Annotated in this window: 17 protein-coding genes; 14 read left to right on the plus strand and 3 right to left on the minus strand. The window is 66.8% G+C overall.

The annotated features are described in order from the left end of the window. The first annotated feature begins 20 nt into the window (after positions 1-20). Positions 21-926 carry an EamA family transporter RarD gene (rarD, locus tag QSJ18_RS06225; protein ID WP_286325433.1) on the plus strand — a complete coding sequence of 302 codons (906 nt, stop codon included), beginning with the start codon at positions 21-23 and terminating at the stop codon, positions 924-926. 93 nt (positions 927-1019) lie between these two features. Next, positions 1020-1781, plus strand: a complete 762-nt coding sequence (locus QSJ18_RS06230; protein WP_286325434.1) for an HAD-IIB family hydrolase — start codon at positions 1020-1022, stop codon at positions 1779-1781. 46 nt (positions 1782-1827) lie between these two features. Here the strand turns inward: QSJ18_RS06230 and QSJ18_RS06235 are convergent, their stop codons facing one another. Then, entirely contained in the window at positions 1828-2682 is an 855-nt protein-coding gene (locus tag QSJ18_RS06235) for a tyrosine-protein phosphatase (RefSeq protein WP_286325435.1), read from the minus strand. Positions 2683-2899: 217 nt separating this feature from the next. On the opposite strand from QSJ18_RS06235, the gene thyX reads away from it, so the two are divergent. From thyX to QSJ18_RS06265, 6 genes are all read left to right on the plus strand, one after another. Then, on the plus strand, positions 2900-3652 hold the full coding sequence (gene thyX, locus QSJ18_RS06240; RefSeq protein WP_286325436.1) for an FAD-dependent thymidylate synthase: 753 nt from the start codon (positions 2900-2902) through the stop codon (positions 3650-3652). 24 nt (positions 3653-3676) lie between these two features. Then, positions 3677-4582 carry a 4-hydroxy-tetrahydrodipicolinate synthase gene (gene dapA, locus QSJ18_RS06245; protein ID WP_286325437.1) on the plus strand — a complete coding sequence of 302 codons (906 nt, stop codon included), beginning with the start codon at positions 3677-3679 and terminating at the stop codon, positions 4580-4582. Further along, positions 4582-6480, plus strand: coding sequence for a ribonuclease J (locus QSJ18_RS06250; RefSeq protein WP_286325438.1), 1899 nt, complete (start codon positions 4582-4584; stop codon positions 6478-6480). Before dapA ends, QSJ18_RS06250 begins: the two co-directional genes overlap by 1 nt. Before the next feature lie 53 nt (positions 6481-6533). After that, entirely contained in the window at positions 6534-7166 is a 633-nt protein-coding gene (locus QSJ18_RS06255; RefSeq protein ID WP_286325439.1) for a TIGR03085 family metal-binding protein, read from the plus strand. A 96-nt stretch (positions 7167-7262) separates the two neighbouring features. Beyond that, on the plus strand, positions 7263-10403 hold the full coding sequence (locus QSJ18_RS06260) for an FtsK/SpoIIIE family DNA translocase (protein ID WP_286325440.1): 3141 nt from the start codon (positions 7263-7265) through the stop codon (positions 10401-10403). 229 nt (positions 10404-10632) lie between these two features. Then, entirely contained in the window at positions 10633-11643 is a 1011-nt protein-coding gene (locus tag QSJ18_RS06265; protein WP_286325441.1) for a TerC family protein, read from the plus strand. Here QSJ18_RS06265 and QSJ18_RS06270 read toward each other — a convergent pair. Together QSJ18_RS06270 and QSJ18_RS06275 are read right to left on the minus strand one after the other, a co-directional pair. Further along, positions 11628-11909 (minus strand): YciI family protein, encoded by a 282-nt coding sequence (locus tag QSJ18_RS06270; protein WP_286325442.1) that lies wholly within the window; start codon positions 11907-11909, stop codon positions 11628-11630. The two genes, QSJ18_RS06265 and QSJ18_RS06270, sit on opposite strands and share 16 nt — an antisense overlap. A gap of 2 nt (positions 11910-11911) precedes the next feature. Then, positions 11912-12502 (minus strand): amino-acid N-acetyltransferase, encoded by a 591-nt coding sequence (locus QSJ18_RS06275; RefSeq protein ID WP_286325443.1) that lies wholly within the window; start codon positions 12500-12502, stop codon positions 11912-11914. 156 nt (positions 12503-12658) lie between these two features. Here QSJ18_RS06275 and pgsA point away from each other — a divergent pair, with 156 nt between their 5' ends. The 6 genes from pgsA to recA all read left to right on the plus strand — a co-directional run bounded on the left by pgsA (position 12659) and on the right by recA (position 17293). Next, positions 12659-13348: a CDP-diacylglycerol--glycerol-3-phosphate 3-phosphatidyltransferase gene (gene pgsA, locus QSJ18_RS06280; RefSeq protein ID WP_286325444.1), complete on the plus strand. Its 690-nt coding sequence runs from the start codon at positions 12659-12661 to the stop codon at positions 13346-13348. A gap of 85 nt (positions 13349-13433) precedes the next feature. Then, positions 13434-13748 carry a helix-turn-helix domain-containing protein gene (locus QSJ18_RS06285; protein ID WP_286325553.1) on the plus strand — a complete coding sequence of 105 codons (315 nt, stop codon included), beginning with the start codon at positions 13434-13436 and terminating at the stop codon, positions 13746-13748. Positions 13749-13840: 92 nt separating this feature from the next. After that, entirely contained in the window at positions 13841-14665 is an 825-nt protein-coding gene (locus QSJ18_RS06290) for a PspA/IM30 family protein (RefSeq protein WP_286325445.1), read from the plus strand. A 4-nt stretch (positions 14666-14669) separates the two neighbouring features. Continuing rightward, positions 14670-15842 (plus strand): glycosyltransferase, encoded by a 1173-nt coding sequence (locus tag QSJ18_RS06295; RefSeq protein ID WP_286325554.1) that lies wholly within the window; start codon positions 14670-14672, stop codon positions 15840-15842. A gap of 9 nt (positions 15843-15851) precedes the next feature. After that, positions 15852-16046: a DUF3046 domain-containing protein gene (locus QSJ18_RS06300; protein WP_286325446.1), complete on the plus strand. Its 195-nt coding sequence runs from the start codon at positions 15852-15854 to the stop codon at positions 16044-16046. 203 nt (positions 16047-16249) lie between these two features. After that, positions 16250-17293 (plus strand): recombinase RecA, encoded by a 1044-nt coding sequence (gene recA / locus QSJ18_RS06305; protein WP_286325555.1) that lies wholly within the window; start codon positions 16250-16252, stop codon positions 17291-17293. The last annotated feature ends 1 nt before the right edge of the window (position 17294 follow it).

Here is a 17294-nt window from a genome sequence, read left to right on the forward strand (position 1 = left end):
GCCTGCGAGACACTGATCGGGTGAACGAACCGGCGCACCCGACCCACGTCCGGCACCCGGTCGACGCGCGTGGCACCGCCGCGGGCTTCGGCGCCTATGTGACGTGGGGTCTGTTCCCACTGTTCTTCACCCTGGTGGAACGCTCGGGTGCGCTCGAAGTGCTCGCGTACCGGGTCATCTGGATGCTCGTGGTGATGATCGTCGTACTCGCGGCACTCGGCGAACTGGGTACGCTGCGTTCGATCTCGGCGCGTTCGTGGGGAATCGTCACCGCGGCAAGCACACTCATCTGCGTCAACTGGGGTGTGTACATCTATGCGGTGACGTCGGGCAACGTCGTCGAGGCCGCGCTGGGCTACTACATCAATCCGCTTGTCAGTGTCCTGCTCGGCGTGCTGGTCTTCGGTGAACGACTCAGTCGGCCCACCATCGCCGCATTGGCGCTGGCCACCGCGGCGGTGGTGGTCATCACCATCGACTACGGTCGGCCGCCGGTCATCGCCCTGCTCCTCGCATTCACCTTCGGAACCTACGGGCTGTGCAAGAAGGTCATCGACCTGCGGCCGCGCACGAGTCTGACGGCCGAAGGCATCGTCGCGGCGCCGGTGGCGATCATCTATGTGATCGTTCTCGCCGCCGTGAGTACCACCACCTTCACCACCAGCGGGATCGGCTACACCCTGCTGCTGATGGCGGCGGGTCCGCTGACCGCCATTCCGTTGCTGTTGTTCGGCGTTGCTGCGCAACGGATTCCGCTGAGCATGCTCGGTCTGCTGCAATATGTGACGCCGACGCTGCAAATGTTGCTCGGTGTCCTGGTGCTGGGTGAGACGGTGTCCGCGGCGCGGTGGATCGGATTCGCCCTGATCTGGACCGCCCTGGTGATCTTCACCGTGGATCTGCAGCGGCGTCCGGCCCGCCCCTGAGGCCGGTGGGCAGCACGGCGCGCGAGATGACACAGTAGGGGGCTGATGATGGAAGGGCGATCCTTCCCCGAACCTCGAAGGAACAGGCAGACGATGGCGTTCTCGGCCGACGGTAAGACCTACGCACTGGTGATGTTCGACCTCGACGACACGCTGGCCGACTCGAAGAGCCCGCTGGACGATCAGATGGTGGACCTGCTGAAGCGGATGCTCGAGCGGGGTCTCGGCTGCATCATCTCCGGTGGACGGTTCGAGCAGTTCCAGAAGCAGGTCCTCGACCGCCTCGGCGTCTTCGACACCATCGGCAACCTGCACCTGATGCCCACCTGCGGCACCCAGTACGTCCGGTGGTCGGGGGACGAATGGGAAACCGTCTACGCCGAATACCTCACCGATGACCAGAAACAGCGCACCCTCGAGGTGCTGGAGACCGGGGCCAAGGAACTCGGCATCTGGGAGACACAGACGTGGGGGCCGATCCTGGAGGATCGGGGCAGCCAGATCACCTTCAGCGCGCTCGGGCAATCGGCTCCGGTCGACGCCAAGACTGCGTGGGACCCGGACGGCCGCAAGAAGGAATCCCTACGCGCCCACGCCGCACGCCTGCTGCCCGATCTGGAGGTGCGCAGCGGCGGTTCGACGTCGGTCGACGTCACCAAGAAGGGCATCGACAAGGCCTACGGCGCCCGCAGGCTGATGGAGATCCTCGACCTCGGCACCGAGGACATCTTGTTCTTCGGTGACCGCCTCGACGAGGGCGGCAACGACTACCCTGTCAAGGCGCTGGGGATCGACTCGATCGCCGTGCACGGCTGGCAGGACACGCACACCAAGCTGTCGGCGATCCTCGACTGAGGATTGCAGGCAAGGGATCACAGGCAAGGGATCGCCGACAGACGGTTCAGCGCCGCCCGGTGAGCGGGGTATATGCGGTCCAGCCATAGTCACCGGGCTGCACGAGCAGAGACTTCTTGAGCGAGGCGACGTCAGCGGCCGTCAGTCCCAGGCCCGCGCGGACGTAATTGTCGAAACTGCCGTAGACCTTGTCGGCGGTCGCGAATGAGGCGCGCAGCCACGCGATGTTCACCCCGTTGAGCGGGTCGTTCGCGGTGGTGTGCCGGAAGGCGTTGCTGGCCAGGTAATCCCGTTCGACGCTCACCCGGTCGACGCCCAGCACGGTCAGCAGCACGGCGGCCGTCCAGCCGGTACGGTCCTTGCCCGCGGTGCAGTGGAACAGGGCGGTATGGCCGGCGGCGGTCGTCGATTTGATGTCCAGCAGGGCGGTCCGGAATCCGCGACGCGCCTGGGGATCGGTCACGAAGGCGCGGTACGTGCCCGGCATGTCGACCAGCGCGGTCGGCGGCAATCCGCCGAGAATGTCGGCGTTGACCAGCTGTGCGCCCGGCACGGCCCGATTGGGCTGAATGGTCCGCTCCAGCGCGGTGCGCAGATCGATGACCCGACGCACATCTCGGCGCTGCAGCGTCCGCTGATCGGCCGGGGTGAGCTTGGACAGATTGTCGCTGCGGATGACCAGCTGGTTGACCAGATGTCCGTCGGCGGTGCGGTACCCGAGGAAGGTGCGGGTGTTCTCGGTGCCGGTGAGGGCGATCTCGTCCAGCACGGTGGACGTCGGGGCGGCGGTGGCCGACGGCGCGATCGACGGTACGACCAGCGCGGGCGTCGCGATCAGCGCAGCCGCGGCGACGCCTGCGGCGATCGTGCGGGAGGCGCGGGAACGGGCGGACAGGCGCATCGAGAACCTTTCGGTGGAGTTGATCGAGGTGGCTCGCGGGCAGGGTATCGCACCGAAATGACCGCACACCGGCGGCGACATGACCGCACGGCGGCGGAAACGGTGCCGGTCGGGTCGGATCGGGCGCCGGTGGGGTGATGGGGGAGGCGCCGGTCAGGTGGTGGACAATCGACGGGTCTGAAGTAGTGCGACCAAGTGTGCGAAAGCGAGGCCAGACGTGTCGGAACTGGTGCCCTTGAAGGTCCAGATGGTGGCGTTGACCCAATTCACCCCACCGTCCGACGTGCCGTGGTCGACCGACGCCGAGGGCGGCGAGGCACTCGTCGAGTTTGCCGGTCGCGCCTGCTATCAGAGCTGGGACAAACCCAACCCGCGCACCGCGACCAACGACGGCTACCTGCGCCACATCCTCGAAGTCGGGCACCTGTCGCTGCTCGAACACGCGAACGTGACCTTCTACATCAGCGGCATCTCGCGGTCGTGCACCCACGAGCTGATCCGGCACCGCCACTTCTCCTACTCGCAGCTGTCGCAGCGCTTCGTCCCCGAACACGATTCGAATGTGGTGGCCCCGCCCGCGATCGTCGGGGACCCCGAACTCGAAGAACTGTTCACCGCGGCAACCGACGCCAGCCGCCTGGCCTACACCGAACTGCTCGACGCGCTGGAAGCGAAGTTTGCCGACGTTCCCAACGCCATCCTGCGCCGCAAACAAGCCCGGCAGGCGGCGCGTTCGGTGCTGCCGAATGCGACCGAGACCAAGATCGTGGTCACCGGCAACTACCGCGCCTGGCGGCACTTCGTCGGGATGCGCGCCACCGAACACGCCGACGTCGAGATCCGTCAGCTGGCCGTCGAATGTCTGCGTCAGCTCATGGCGGTGGCCCCCACCGTCTTCGGCGATTTCGAGATCGGCACGCTGGCCGACGGTACCGAGGTCGCCACGTCCCCCTTCGTGCTCGAAGGCTGAGGGGGAGAAGGTAGCCTGAGCACCATGAACGCAGGCGAGGAACAGCTGCACTCGCATCCCTTCGGGACCGTTGCAGTTGCCATGGTGACCCCCTTCACACCGGAGGGGAAGCTCGATCTGGACAAGGCGGCCGAACTCGCCGATCACTTGGTCTCGAAGGGGTGCGACGGTCTTGTCGTATCCGGAACCACCGGTGAGTCGCCGACCACCACCGTGCCCGAGAAACTGGACCTGCTGCGCGTCGTTCTCGACGCCGTCGGCGACCGGGCCCGCATCACGCAGGGTGCAGGCAGCTACGACACCGCCGAGAGTGTGCGATTCGCCATCGAGTCGGAGAAGATCGGCGCGCACGGGCTGCTTCTGGTGACCCCCTACTACTCCAAGCCCCCGCAGGCCGGCATCCTCGCGCATTTCCGCACGATCGCGGATGCCACCGAACTTCCCGTCCTGCTCTACGACATCCCGCCGCGCTCGGTGGTGCCCATCGCCGACGACACGATGCTGGCGCTGGCACAGCACCCGCGCATCAAGGGCGTCAAGGATGCCAAGGGGGATCTGCACTCGGCGGCGCGCATCATCGCCTCCACCGACCTGGAGTATCTGTCCGGCGAGGACGCACTCAACCTTCCGTGGCTGTCGATCGGCGCCACCGGCTTTGTCAGCGTGATCGGCCATCTTGTTCCAGATCGCTTGCGCGACTTGCTGATCGCGGTCGACAAGGGTGACCTGGCGGCGGCTCGGGGGCTCACCAACTCGATGGCTCCGCTGGTCGACGCGATGGGACGCCTCGGTGGCGTCACCATGGTCAAGGCCGCATTGCGCATTCTCGGTTTCGACGTCGGCGACCCCCGCCTGCCGCAGGTGCCTGCCGACGGCCCGCAGATCGAGGCGCTCATCGCCGACCTCCGCACCGCGGGATTGTTGTCCTGATGTCCGGCGTCGAGCGTCAGCCGCGACGTCGCACCGCGAGCCGCAAGGCGGGTCCGCCGCAGGCCCGTCCCGAAGTGCGTCCCGAGGCAGCCGCCGCGGCTGACACCCCGGCGTCCCCCGAGCAGCCCGCCAAGAGTGGCGGAGCTCGGTCGGGCGGTCGGCGCCGCGGCGGTGGCGGGGCCAAGGCTGCCGCTCCCGCGGCTACGCCGGCGCCGGTCGATCGGCTGGGCACCCCGAGGAAGCTGCCCAAGGGCGGTATGCGGGTGGTCGCCCTCGGCGGCATCGGCGAGATCGGCCGCAACATGACGGTGTTCGAGTACGACGGACGCCTGCTGATCGTCGACTGCGGTGTGCTCTTCCCCGAGGATCAACAGCCCGGCGTCGACCTGATCCTGCCCGATTTCTCCTACATCGAAGACCGGATGGACGACGTCGACGCCGTCGTCCTGACCCACGGTCACGAGGACCACATCGGCGCCGTGCCGTTCCTGCTCCGCTTACGCGGCGACATCCCGGTGGTCGGCTCCAAGTTCACTCTCGCGCTGGTCGCGGCCAAGTGTCGTGAGCATCGCCTGCGCCCGAACCTGGTCGAGGTGACCGAGGGGCAGCGCACCCACCACGGCGCCTTCGACTGCGAGTATTTCGCCGTCAACCACTCCATCCCGGACGCCATCGCGGTGGCCATCCGTACCCCGGCGGGCCTCGCGCTCCACACCGGCGACATCAAACTCGACCAGCTTCCGCTCGACGGCCGACTCACCGACCTCGCGGGGTTCAGTCGGCTCGGCGACGAAGGTGTCGATCTCTTCCTGGTCGACTCCACCAACGCTGAGGTGCCCGGTTTCGTCACTCCGGAACGTGAGATCGGCGGGGTTCTCGACACCGTCATCGGGCGGGCCAAACAGCGCGTCATCGTCGCTTCTTTCGCCAGCCACGTGCATCGCATCCAGCAGATCGTCGACGTCGCGCACACGCACAACCGCCGCGTCGCCTTCGTCGGTCGCTCGATGGTGCGCAACATGCAGATCGCCCAGGACCTCGGCTATCTGTCGGTGCCCGACGGTGTGGTCGTCGACATGGACACCGCCGCCACCCTGCCCGATCACCGCATCGTGCTGATCTCCACCGGTTCCCAAGGTGAACCGCTGTCCGCCCTGTCCCGGATGGCGCGCGGCGAGCATCGCCAGATCAACATTCGCGCCGACGATCTCGTCGTGCTGGCCTCCTCGCTGATCCCCGGTAACGAGAACTCCGTCTTCGCCGTGGTCAACGGCCTGGCCAAGCGCGGTGCGACCGTCATCACCCAACAGTCGGCCAAGGTGCATGTCTCCGGACACGCCTCCGCGGGAGAGTTGCTGTACCTCTACAACGCGGTGCGGCCGTCGAATGCGATGCCGGTACACGGTGAGTGGCGTCACCTTCGGGCCAATGCCGCACTCGCCGTCGCGACCGGGGTGCCCGAGGACCGGGTCGTTCTCGCCGAGGACGGTGTCGTCGTCGACCTCGTCGACGGGCGGGCCGAGATCGTCGGCCGCGTGCCGGTCGGTCATGTGTACGTCGACGGGCTCTCGGTCGGCGACGTGGGCGAGTCGACCCTGTCGGAGCGGCTGGTGCTCGGTGAGGGCGGCTTCATCGCCATCACCGTCGCGGTCGATGTCGCCACCGGTCGCGCGGTCAGCACGCCGGAGGTCTCCGGCCGCGGCTTCTCCGACGATCCGAGTGCGCTCAAGGAGGCCGCGGACATCGTCGACAAGACCCTCGACACGTTGGCGGCCGAAGGCATCTCCGACACCCACCGCATCGCGCAGGCGATCCGACGGGCGGTTGGTCGCTGGGTGTCGGAGACCTATCGACGGCGTCCGATGATCGTGCCGACCGTACTTGCTGTCGGATCCTGAGTTCGCACAAGCGAATCCACGACTCTGGCTAGATTGACGCTAGGGTAGTCGGGGTGACCAGTGCTCAAAACGAACGTGCGGCCCTTGTCGAAACCCTGCGGACTGTCGGACCCGACGCCCCGACACTGTGCGACGGGTGGACCACCCGGGATCTGGTGGCCCATCTCGTCGTTCGTGAGCGCCGTCCCGACACCGCGCCGGGCATCCTGATCCCGCGCTTCGCGGCCCACACCGAGAAGGTGCGTCGGCAGACGGCGGCGGGGGAGTGGGATGTCCTGCTCGGGCAGCTGGCCGATGGCCCGCCGGTGTACTCGCCGATGGCGCTGGTGGACCGGTGGGCCAATCTCGCCGAGATGTTCGTCCACCACGAGGACGTGCTGCGCGGAGGTGTGGCGCCGGACAGCGACTGGACGCCCCGCGCCCTCGACGCACAGCTCCAGCGGGACTTGCGCACACCGGCGAAGTCGATCGGCAAGATGAGCCTCAAGAAGGTTCCGGCGACGGTGACGCTGCGCACTCTCGACGGTGACGATCTGGTCACCGCCGGTAGCGGCAGTCCCGTGACTGTCACGGGCGCGGTGGGCGAACTGGTGTTGTTCGCCTTCGGGCGCGCCCCGGTCAACCTGGAGTTCAGCGGCGACGCGTCGGCGATCGCGGCTGTGCAGGCTTCCAAACGCGGACTTTGAGTCCGCGACCATCGAACGTCACGAATCCGACACGCCGAAGTTGTTGCCGGTGTTGCCAGTGTGACTGTCGTGACGATTGGCGACTAGTCTGTCCCCATGGCTTCGAAAGCAAGCACGGGTTCACGCGCGTCCTCTTCGCGCGCGCGGACGTCGGCGTCGGCAGGTGCGGCCGGCAAGAAGGCTTCGCCCAAGTCCAGCGGTAAGTCCTCGGCACGCTCGACCAAGACGACGAGCAGCACCAAGACCACGAGCAGCACCAAGACCCGTGGTGGCGCGAAAACAACGTCGGCCCGATCCGGATCGACGCGGACCACGGCGACTCGCCAGACGACCCATGGATCGGCGGACCTGCACCGACGCTCGGCGGCGGCGGCGGGTGCGGCGGCGGTCGGCAGGGGAGTGGGCAAGAGCTGGTCGCTGCTGGCGCGCGGAGTCGGGAGCGCAGCGCGCGTAGGCTCCACCATCGGGCACGGACCGCGTGTCGGTGACGCCCGCGGCCGCGACGACCGGGCGTACGACGACGCCTACGGTGACGACGCCTATGACGAACTCGACGACGATGGTGCGTACGACGAGACGTACCCCGATGACTATTCCGACCAACCGCCCTTCGACGCCGATCGTGATCGTCGGGGAGCACCGCTCACCGGCCACTCACATCGACGCGACGGCGTGGCGCTCGCGCTGCTCGGCCTGGCGTTGCTCGTCGGCGCGTCGGTGTGGTTCGGGGCAGCAGGGCCGGCCGGTGCGTTCATCGACGCTCTGATCCGCTCGGTGATCGGATCGGCGGCGATGGTGGTACCGGCGGTACTGGCGATCCTCGGCATCGTGCTGATGCGTCGCCCGCCGGCGCCGGAACGTCGCGCCCGCTACATCGGCGGCGGTCTACTGCTGGTGCTGCCGATCCTCGGTGTGATGCACCTGATCGGAGGCGCGCCCAACGATCTGCCCGGTAGGTCCCGGATCGCAGGTTTCCTCGGCTTCGCGATGGGGACACCGCTGACCAATGGGGTATCGGCCTGGGTGTCGATCCCGATTCTGCTGCTGTGCGTCGCCTTCGGGCTCCTGATCATCAGTGGCCGGACGATGCGTGAGGCCATCGACGGTGCGGTCGGCTATCTGGGCCTCGGGGTCCACGAACCGGCGCCGCGACCGGTTCGGCCCGGCAGCCGCCGCGCCCGTGCGGACGCCGACGACTGGCGCTACGACGGTTCGCGCTGGGACGACTCGCGCCGCGGCTATCGCGCCGGCGAGGTGGACGACCGTGACGCAGACGACCGTGACGCAGCTGATGACCGTGGTGTGGACGGCCGTGGTGTGGACGGCCGTGATGTGGACGGCGACGATCTGGGCGCCGACACCGTCAGCGGCTTCATCGATCTCAGCGACAGCGGACGTCGTGGCCTGACCGCCGGCCAGGTGCGTGACCGCGGGGGCTACTCCGCCGATCCGTACGAGAACTACCCACCGGACGCCACGGCGTCGCGGCGCAGCCGGCCCACCTCGCGGCGTGTCCCGGCCGATGTCGCCGACAATGCGACCGAGGTACTCGCCGACGCCGTCACCGACAACTTCGTCGACGCCGTCACCGAACCGCTGGGTGATGACAATGCGACCGCGACGATCGATCGCACCCCACCTCGCCCGGTCCGGCCGAAGACGACGCGACCGGCACCCGTCGTAGAACCCGAACCCGAGCCCGAACCGCGCGCCGAGGTGCCGCCCACCCCGGTCGCCGAGGGCGACTACGTGTTGCCGCCGACATCCCTGCTCGTCGACGGCGACCCGCCGAAGTCGGGCAGCAGCGCCAACGACGACATGATCGACCGGATCTCGGAGGTGCTCCAACAGTTCAAGATCGACGCCGCGGTCACCGGGTACACCCGCGGCCCGACCGTCACCCGCTACGAGGTCGAGCTCGGCCCGGGCGTCAAAGTGGAGAAGATCACCGCGCTGCAGCGCAATATCGCCTATGCGGTCGCCACCGACAACGTGCGGCTGCTGGCACCCATCCCCGGTAAGTCGGCCGTGGGTATCGAGGTGCCCAACAGCGATCGAGAGATGGTGCGCCTGGCCGACGTCCTGACCGCGCCGTCGACGCGCAAGGACAAACATCCACTGGTGATCGGGCTGGGCAAGGACATCGAGGGCGACTTCGTCAGTGCCAATCTGGCAAAGATGCCGCACCTGCTGGTGGCCGGTTCGACCGGCTCGGGTAAGTCGAGTTTCGTGAACTCGATGCTGGTGTCGTTGCTCACGCGCGCCACCCCGGACGAGGTTCGCATGATCCTCATCGACCCCAAGATGGTGGAACTGACGCCCTACGAGGGTATTCCGCACCTCATCACCCCGATCATCACCCAGCCGAAGAAGGCAGCCGCTGCGCTCGCCTGGCTGGTCGAGGAGATGGAGCAGCGCTACCAGGACATGAAGGCCTCGCGGGTTCGGCACATCGACGACTTCAATGCGAAGGTCAAGTCTGGGGAGATCAGTGCACCGCTGGGTTCCGAACGGGTCTACAAGCCCTATCCCTACATCCTGGCCATCGTCGACGAACTCGCCGATCTGATGATGACCGCGCCGCGCGACGTCGAGGACGCGATCGTGCGCATTACCCAGAAGGCGCGTGCGGCCGGTATCCACCTGGTGCTCGCGACCCAGCGGCCCTCGGTGGACGTGGTCACCGGTCTGATCAAGACCAATGTGCCGTCGCGGCTCGCGTTCGCGACCTCCTCACTCACCGACTCGCGGGTCATCTTGGACCAGCCGGGTGCGGAGAAGCTCATCGGCATGGGTGACGGTCTGTTCCTGCCGATGGGGGCGAACAAGCCCATCCGCATGCAGGGCGCGTTCATCACCGACGAGGAGATCGCCGCCGTCGTCGACTACACACGTGCGCAGGGTGAACCGGAGTACACCGAGGGTGTCACCGCCGCGAAGGCCGGCGACAAGAAGGAGATCGACGCCGACATCGGCGGTGACCTCGACGACCTGCTGCAGGCCATCGAGCTGGTGGTCAGCAGTCAGTTCGGGTCGACGTCGATGCTGCAGCGCAAACTGCGTGTCGGATTCGCCAAGGCCGGACGGCTGATGGATCTGATGGAGACCCGCGGTGTGGTCGGGCCGAGTGAGGGCTCCAAGGCCCGCGAGGTGCTGGTCAAACCGGAGGATCTGGCCGGTGTGATCGCATCCATCACCGGCGGTGGTGCCGACGATGCGGACGCGAGCGGCGACTGACGCCGGGGATCGTCGCCGGTATGCGTTAGGCTGATCGACAGATCGAAGAGGGGAGTATCCCCGAACTCGTGGCGTCTTTCGTCAATACGGTCTGTGCGCGCATCCGATGCCGATCATCGGTGCGCGGCCGGCCCGGGGACGCCGGTCCGCACCCATATCCGGGTATCTCGGCGGGCGGGAGAGACCTCTGGCATCGCACAGTTCGTGCTGCGCTGGAGGAGATTCGCTTATGCATGTGTCCCCGACCGTCTGGGTCATCACCTGTCTGGTGATCCTGGGTCTGTTCGTCTTCGACTTCTTCGCCCACGTGCGGGTTCCGCACGCCCCGACCCTCAAGGAATCGGGGACCTGGTCGGCCATCTACATCAGCATCGCGCTGCTCTTCGGGGTATTCGTGTGGTGGCAGTGGGGTGCCACCTCGGGTGGCGAGTACTTCGCCGGCTACGTCACCGAGAAGGCGCTGTCTGTCGACAACCTGTTCGTCTTCGTGATCATCATGGCGAAATTCGCCGTGCCCCGGGAGTATCAGCAGAAGGTGCTGCTGCTGGGCATCGTGATGGCGCTGGTGATGCGCGGCATCTTCATCGCGGTGGGCGCCGCCGCGATCAACGCCTATAGCTGGGTGTTCTACCTGTTCGGTGCTTTCCTGATCTTCACCGCGGCCAAACTGCTCTCCGAGAGCGACGACCCGGTCGAGCACGAGGAGGAACGCGAGACCCGGCTGGAGCGATTCCTCAAGAAGTACCTGCGCACCCACGACTCCTACGACGGCGACAAACTGTTCACCCGGATCAACGGCAAACGGCTGGCCACGCCGATGCTCGTCGTGCTCATCGTCATCGGGTTCACCGACGTGCTCTTCGCGCTGGACTCGATCCCGGCCATCTACGGTCTGACCCAGGAGCCCTATCTGGTCTTCACCGCGAACGCCTTCGCGCTGATGGGTCTGCGCCAGCTGTACTTCCTGCTGGGCGGACTGCTCGACCGGCTGGTCTACCTGTCGTACGGGTTGTCGTTCATCCTCGCGTTCATCGGCGTGAAGCTCGTCTTCCACGCGCTGCACGAAAACACCCTGAGCTTCATCAACGGTGGTGAATCGGTACACGTGCCGGAGATCAGCACACCGGTGTCGCTGGGCGTGATCGTGGCGACCCTGGTGATCACCACCGTCGCGAGCCTGGTGTTCGGGAAACCGAAGGATTCGCAGACGTCGGGGACCGACCCTCAGAACGGTCCGTAGATATTGGTCCATTCCTTGATCTCCACGCCGTCCACGGCCTGATGTGCCTGGAACGGATCGTTGGCGATGAATGCCTCGGCGGCATCGATGTCGCCATCGACGCGAATCAGGATGAGCGCGCCGGTGCCGTCGGGGTAGGGGCCGGCGAGGAGGACGTTGCCCGCCTTGTTCTCCTCACCCAGCCATTCGCGATGCAGTCCTCGGTGCTGGTCGCGCAACGCGGCCTTGGCGGGGCGGTAGGTGTAATGGACAGCGAAGATCGCCACGTTCACTCCTGATCGAGGTTGGCCAGCATGCGGGTGTTACCGAGCGTATTCGGCTTGACGTAGCTGAGGTCGAGGAACTCCGCCACACCGGTGTCGTAGGAGCGACACATCTCCTCGTACACCTCGCGGGTGACCGGGGTGCCCTGGATCTCGACGAAGCCGTGCCTGCCGAAGAAGCTGGTCTCGAAGGTCAGCACGAAGACCCGGGACAGCTGGAGCTCGCGCGCAACCTTCATCAGCCTGCCGACCAGCTGATGTCCGATGCCGCGTCCGGCGCACGACGTGTCGGTGGCGACCGTGCGCACCTCACCCAGATCGGCCCAGAGGACGTGCAGGGCACCGCAACCGACGACCCGGCCACCGAGGTCGGCCACCCAGAACTCCTGCACCGACTCGTAGAGGGTGACCAGGTTCTTCTCCAGCAGGATCCGTCCCGCGTACTGGTCGATGAGTTCTTTGATGCGGGGGACATCGGAGGTTCGGGCGCGGCGGATCACCACGTCGTCGTCGGTGATCGGGTCGATCGTCCGGTTGTCGTCCGGTTGACCGTCTTTCGGTTGACCGCCCTCGGCGGGGCCAGTGCCGCTGTGCATACCGATCATCTTGCCCCGTGCCGGTCTCGATGTTCGAGCGGGATTCGATACCGCCGCCGACCTCACCGCAACTGCCCGGTGAGCGGGCCGATACCCTGGTCGGGTGCGGAGCAAGGATCTGGGTGCGGCCTCGGGTATGCGCATGGGCGTGGCCCGATGACCGACCGGATGAGGCGTGCGGTCAACGAGCACGGAATCGCCAACGCGGGTCGGGGACCCGACCACATCACCGACCCGGTGGATCCGGTCCCGGTCGTCAACATCGCCAACGCGCTGACGGTCTTCCGGATCGTGCTGGTCCCGGTGTTCCTGGTGACGCTGTTCATCGACGGTGGGGAGAGCACTACGTGGCGTATCGTCGCGGCGCTGATCTTCGCCCTGGCGGCGCTCACCGACCGCTACGACGGTCAACTCGCCCGGCAGCGTGGACTGATCACCGACTTCGGCAAACTTGCCGACCCGATCGCCGACAAGGCATTGATCGGTGCGGCGCTGGTGGGTTTGTCGATCCTGGACATCCTGCCGTGGTGGGTGACCGCGGTGATCCTCGCCCGCGAGCTGTGGGTGACCGCGTTGCGCTTCTGGGTGTTGCGCCATGCCGTCATCCCGGCCAGCCGCGGCGGCAAGCTGAAGACGCTGTTGCAGGCGATCGCGATCGGCCTGTATCTGCTCCCGCTGTCGGGCGGCTGGCTCGTCGCGGCCGGGGTGATCATGGGGCTGGCGTTGATCGTCACCGTATTCACCGGACTGGACTACACCTGGCAGGCCTGGACCGTGCGGGCCAACGGGCAGCGCGTGGCGGCAAATGTCCCCCACGGGACCGACGAGCCGCGCGGCACCCGCTGATATCTTCGGCTAATCTCGTGCAGACGATGCCGGGAAGGGTTCGGGTGTCGACGGTGTTGTGGGAGTGAAACCGAAGGGAGTCTCGATGGCGATGCTGCTGCGCGAGGCGCTGGGCGAGGGCCTGCGGCGTGCTCGTACCGAACAGGGCCGCACGCTGCGTGAGGTGTCGACCGACGCCCGGGTGAGCCTCGGTTACCTCTCCGAGGTGGAACGCGGACAGAAAGAGGCGTCGAGCGAACTGCTCGCCGCGATCTGCGATGCCCTCGACGTCGAGATTGCCGATCTGCTGCTGGATGCGGGCAACGCCATGCGTCCGATCGATTCGCTCGCCTCGACGACTGTCGTCATCCCCGCACCCACCGCTGACCGTCGCGACGCGACGGCTCTGGCGGCCGCCTGAGCGGAATCTGCCCGTCGCCGGACCCACCCGGCCCTGGCGACAGCTAGATTGGTGAACAACGTTTTCTACCGCTGAATGGAGTGACGACGAGCATGGCGAACCCGTTCGTAAAGATGTGGCGCTACCTGATGGCTCTGGGCAACGCGAAGATCGACGAGAACGCGGATCCCAAGATCCAGATCCAGCAGGCGATCGAGGATGCTCAGCGTCAGCATCAGGCACTGAGTCAGCAGGCCGCCTCGGTGATCGGCAACCAGCGTCAGCTGGAGATGAAGCTCAATCGGCAGCTCGAAGAGGTGGAGAAGCTGCAGGCCAACACTCGGCAGGCGCTGACCCTCGCCGATCAGGCCGCCGCTGCCGGCGACACCGCCAAGGCGGGCGAGTACACGAACGCCGCCGAGGCCTTCGCCGCCCAGTTGGTCACGGCCGAACAGGGCGTCGAGGACCTCAAATCACTGCACGATCAGTCGCTGCAGGCCGCCGCGCAGGCGAAGCAGGCCGTCGAACGCAACGCGATGATGCTCCAGCAGAAGCTCGCCGAACGGTCCAAGCTGCTCAGTCAGCTGGAGCAGGCCAAGATGCAGGAGCAGGTCAGTGCGTCGCTGAACCAGATGAGCGAACTGGCCGTGCCCGGTAACACCCCGAATCTCGATCAGGTCCGCGAGAAGATTGAGCGCCGCTACGCCAATGCGCTCGGCTCGGCCGAACTTGCCCGCGATTCGGTGCAGGGCCGGATGGCCGAGGTCGAGCAGGCCGGCATCCAGATGGCCGGGCATTCGCGACTGGAGCAGATCCGCGCCAGCATGAAGGGTGAGGCGCTGCCATCGGCCGGCGCCGCGACCCCGACCACCCCGTCCATCGCCGAGGCTGCACCTCCCGCGGCCGCCCCGGCGCCCGAACCGCCGCAGCAGGGATAGCGGACTGCGCATTGCCATAGTCGCGGGATCGGATGCGGGACACGCATTTCCGGCCCTCGCGCTGGCCGAGAGGTACGCCGCTGCCGGCGATCAGGCGACCGTGTTCAGTGGTCTGAAGTGGCAGCGTGCGGCCGCCCGGCGGGGGATCGACCTCGCCGAACTGCCCGGGCTGGCCGCCGTCGACACCGACGATGACTCGGACGCCGGAGACAAGCTGAGTGTGCGCGCCGCGCGGATGACCTTGCAGCTCGAGCCGGTGCTCCAGGATGGCGGCTTCGACCTCGTCGTCTGTGACGTCATCACCGTGGCCGGCGGCTGGGCGGCTCAGCGCTGCTCGCTGCCGTGGATCGAGCTGTCGCCGCATCCGCTCTATCTGCCGTCGGTCGGATTGCCGCCCATCGGTTCCGGTCTGGCGGCCGGCACGGGGTGGCGCGGACGGGCGCGCGACGCTGCGATGCGGGCGGCGACCTCGATGTCGGTCCGTCAGGGTGAGCAGCAACGCAGCCGGGCTCGGGCGAGTATCGGGATGAGCGCCGCGGGAGAACCCGACGCCCGGTTCGTGGCGACGCTGCCAGGACTTGAGGTCTACCGCCCGGACTGGCCGGCCGGTGCACACCTCGTCGGACCACTGCTGTGGGAACCGACCGACGAGATCTTCGACCGGCCGACCGGATCCGAGCCGCTGGTCGTCATCGCACCGTCCACCGCGGTCACCGGCGCCGCCGACATGGTCGCCACCGCGTTGCGTGCCCTGCGTGCCGATGAGCTGGGACAGCAAGTGCGCGTGGTCATCTCGTCGCTGACACCGCCGGACGATGCCGAGGTCGCCGCTTTCGGCGGACCCATCGCCGCGGGACTCGGCAGACAGGACGAACTACTGACCCACGCGGATCTGGCGATCTGCGGGGCCGGTCACGGGATGCTGGCCAAGACACTGCTGGCCGGGGTTCCGGTGCTGGCGGTGCCCGGTGGCGGAGATCAGTGGGAGCTGGCGAATCGGCTCGAACGTACCGGGGCAGGCCGGTTGATCCGGCCGGTCACCGTGGCGGGCCTGCGCGATGGGGTGAGGGCTGTTCTCGCCGATCCCGGGTATGCGGCTGCCGCGCGTCGGGTCGGTGCGACCGGCACGCAGGTCGTCGACCCGGTCGAGGTGTCGCACCGGGTTGTGGGTCAGTAGGCTGGCCGGGTGCGTCTGACCGAGTTCACCGAGTTGATGGTCACCGAATTCGGTGCCTCATCGGCAGATTCGATCCTGGTCGATCATGCGCTGCTCGACTTCGGGGGCCGGACCGGTGCGCAGGCCATCGAGGACGGCGAAGAGGTTCGTGACGTCTGGGTGGCGATCTGCCGCGACTTCGACGTCCCACGCAATCGGTGGTGACACGCCCGAGCCGAAGCCTGCGTGTCATGCTTGCCATCGAACACATGTTCGTTCATGCTGGTGTCCAGACGGAACCGTTGGCGTGGCGCTCGCGTCTTGTCTAAAGAGTCTTGTCTAGAGAATTGTCAGACCCCGTCGATAGCGTGCAGAACATGAAAACCACCCGACGGCCCGCAGGCCGCAAGAGTGAGGAGAAGATCTCCATGGCAGCAGCGCCCCAAGACCGCGAAAAGGCACTCGATCTGGCCCTGGCCCAGATCGACAAGAACTTCGGCAAGGGCTCGGTCATGCGGCTGGGTGAGGAGACCCGCCAGCCGATCGAGGTCATCCCCACCGGGTCGATCGCCCTGGACGTCGCACTGGGCATCGGCGGTCTGCCCCGCGGCCGCGTGATCGAGGTCTACGGCCCGGAATCCTCCGGTAAGACGACGGTGGCGCTGCATGCGGTGGCCAACGCACAGGCCGCCGGCGGCATCGCCGCATTCATCGACGCCGAGCATGCGCTCGATCCCGACTACGCCGCCAAGCTGGGCGTGGATACCGACGCCCTCCTGGTCTCGCAGCCGGACACCGGTGAGCAGGCGCTGGAGATCGCCGACATGCTGATCCGCTCCGGCGCCCTCGACATCCTGGTCATCGACTCGGTGGCCGCGCTCGTGCCCCGCGCCGAGATCGAGGGTGAGATGGGTGACAGCCACGTCGGCCTGCAGGCCCGTCTGATGAGCCAGGCGCTGCGCAAGATGACCTCCGCGCTGAGCAACTCGAAGACCACGGCGATCTTCATCAACCAGCTCCGCGAGAAGATCGGTGTGATGTTCGGCTCCCCGGAGACCACCACCGGTGGTAAGGCGCTCAAGTTCTATTCGTCTGTGCGCCTTGATGTCCGGCGCATCGAGACGCTCAAGGACGGCACCGACGCGGTGGGTAACCGAACCCGTGTCAAGGTCGTCAAGAACAAGGTCGCACCGCCGTTCAAGCAGGCCGAGTTCGACATTCTCTACGGTCAGGGCATCTCGAAGGAGGGCTCGCTGATCGACATGGGTGTGGCCGAGGGCTTCATCCGCAAGTCCGGGTCGTGGTTCACCTACGAGGGCGATCAGCTCGGCCAGGGTAAGGAGAACGCCCGCAAGTTCTTGCTGGAGAACGAGGACATCCGCGACGAGATCGAGAAGAAGATCAAGGAGAAGCTCGGTATCGGGGCCACCGTCGACGCCGACGACATCGCGCCCGCTCCGGTGGAGTTCTGAG

It is taken from the genome of Gordonia heveisoli (genome assembly GCF_030315745.1).
In the GTDB taxonomy this organism is placed as follows: domain Bacteria; phylum Actinomycetota; class Actinomycetes; order Mycobacteriales; family Mycobacteriaceae; genus Gordonia.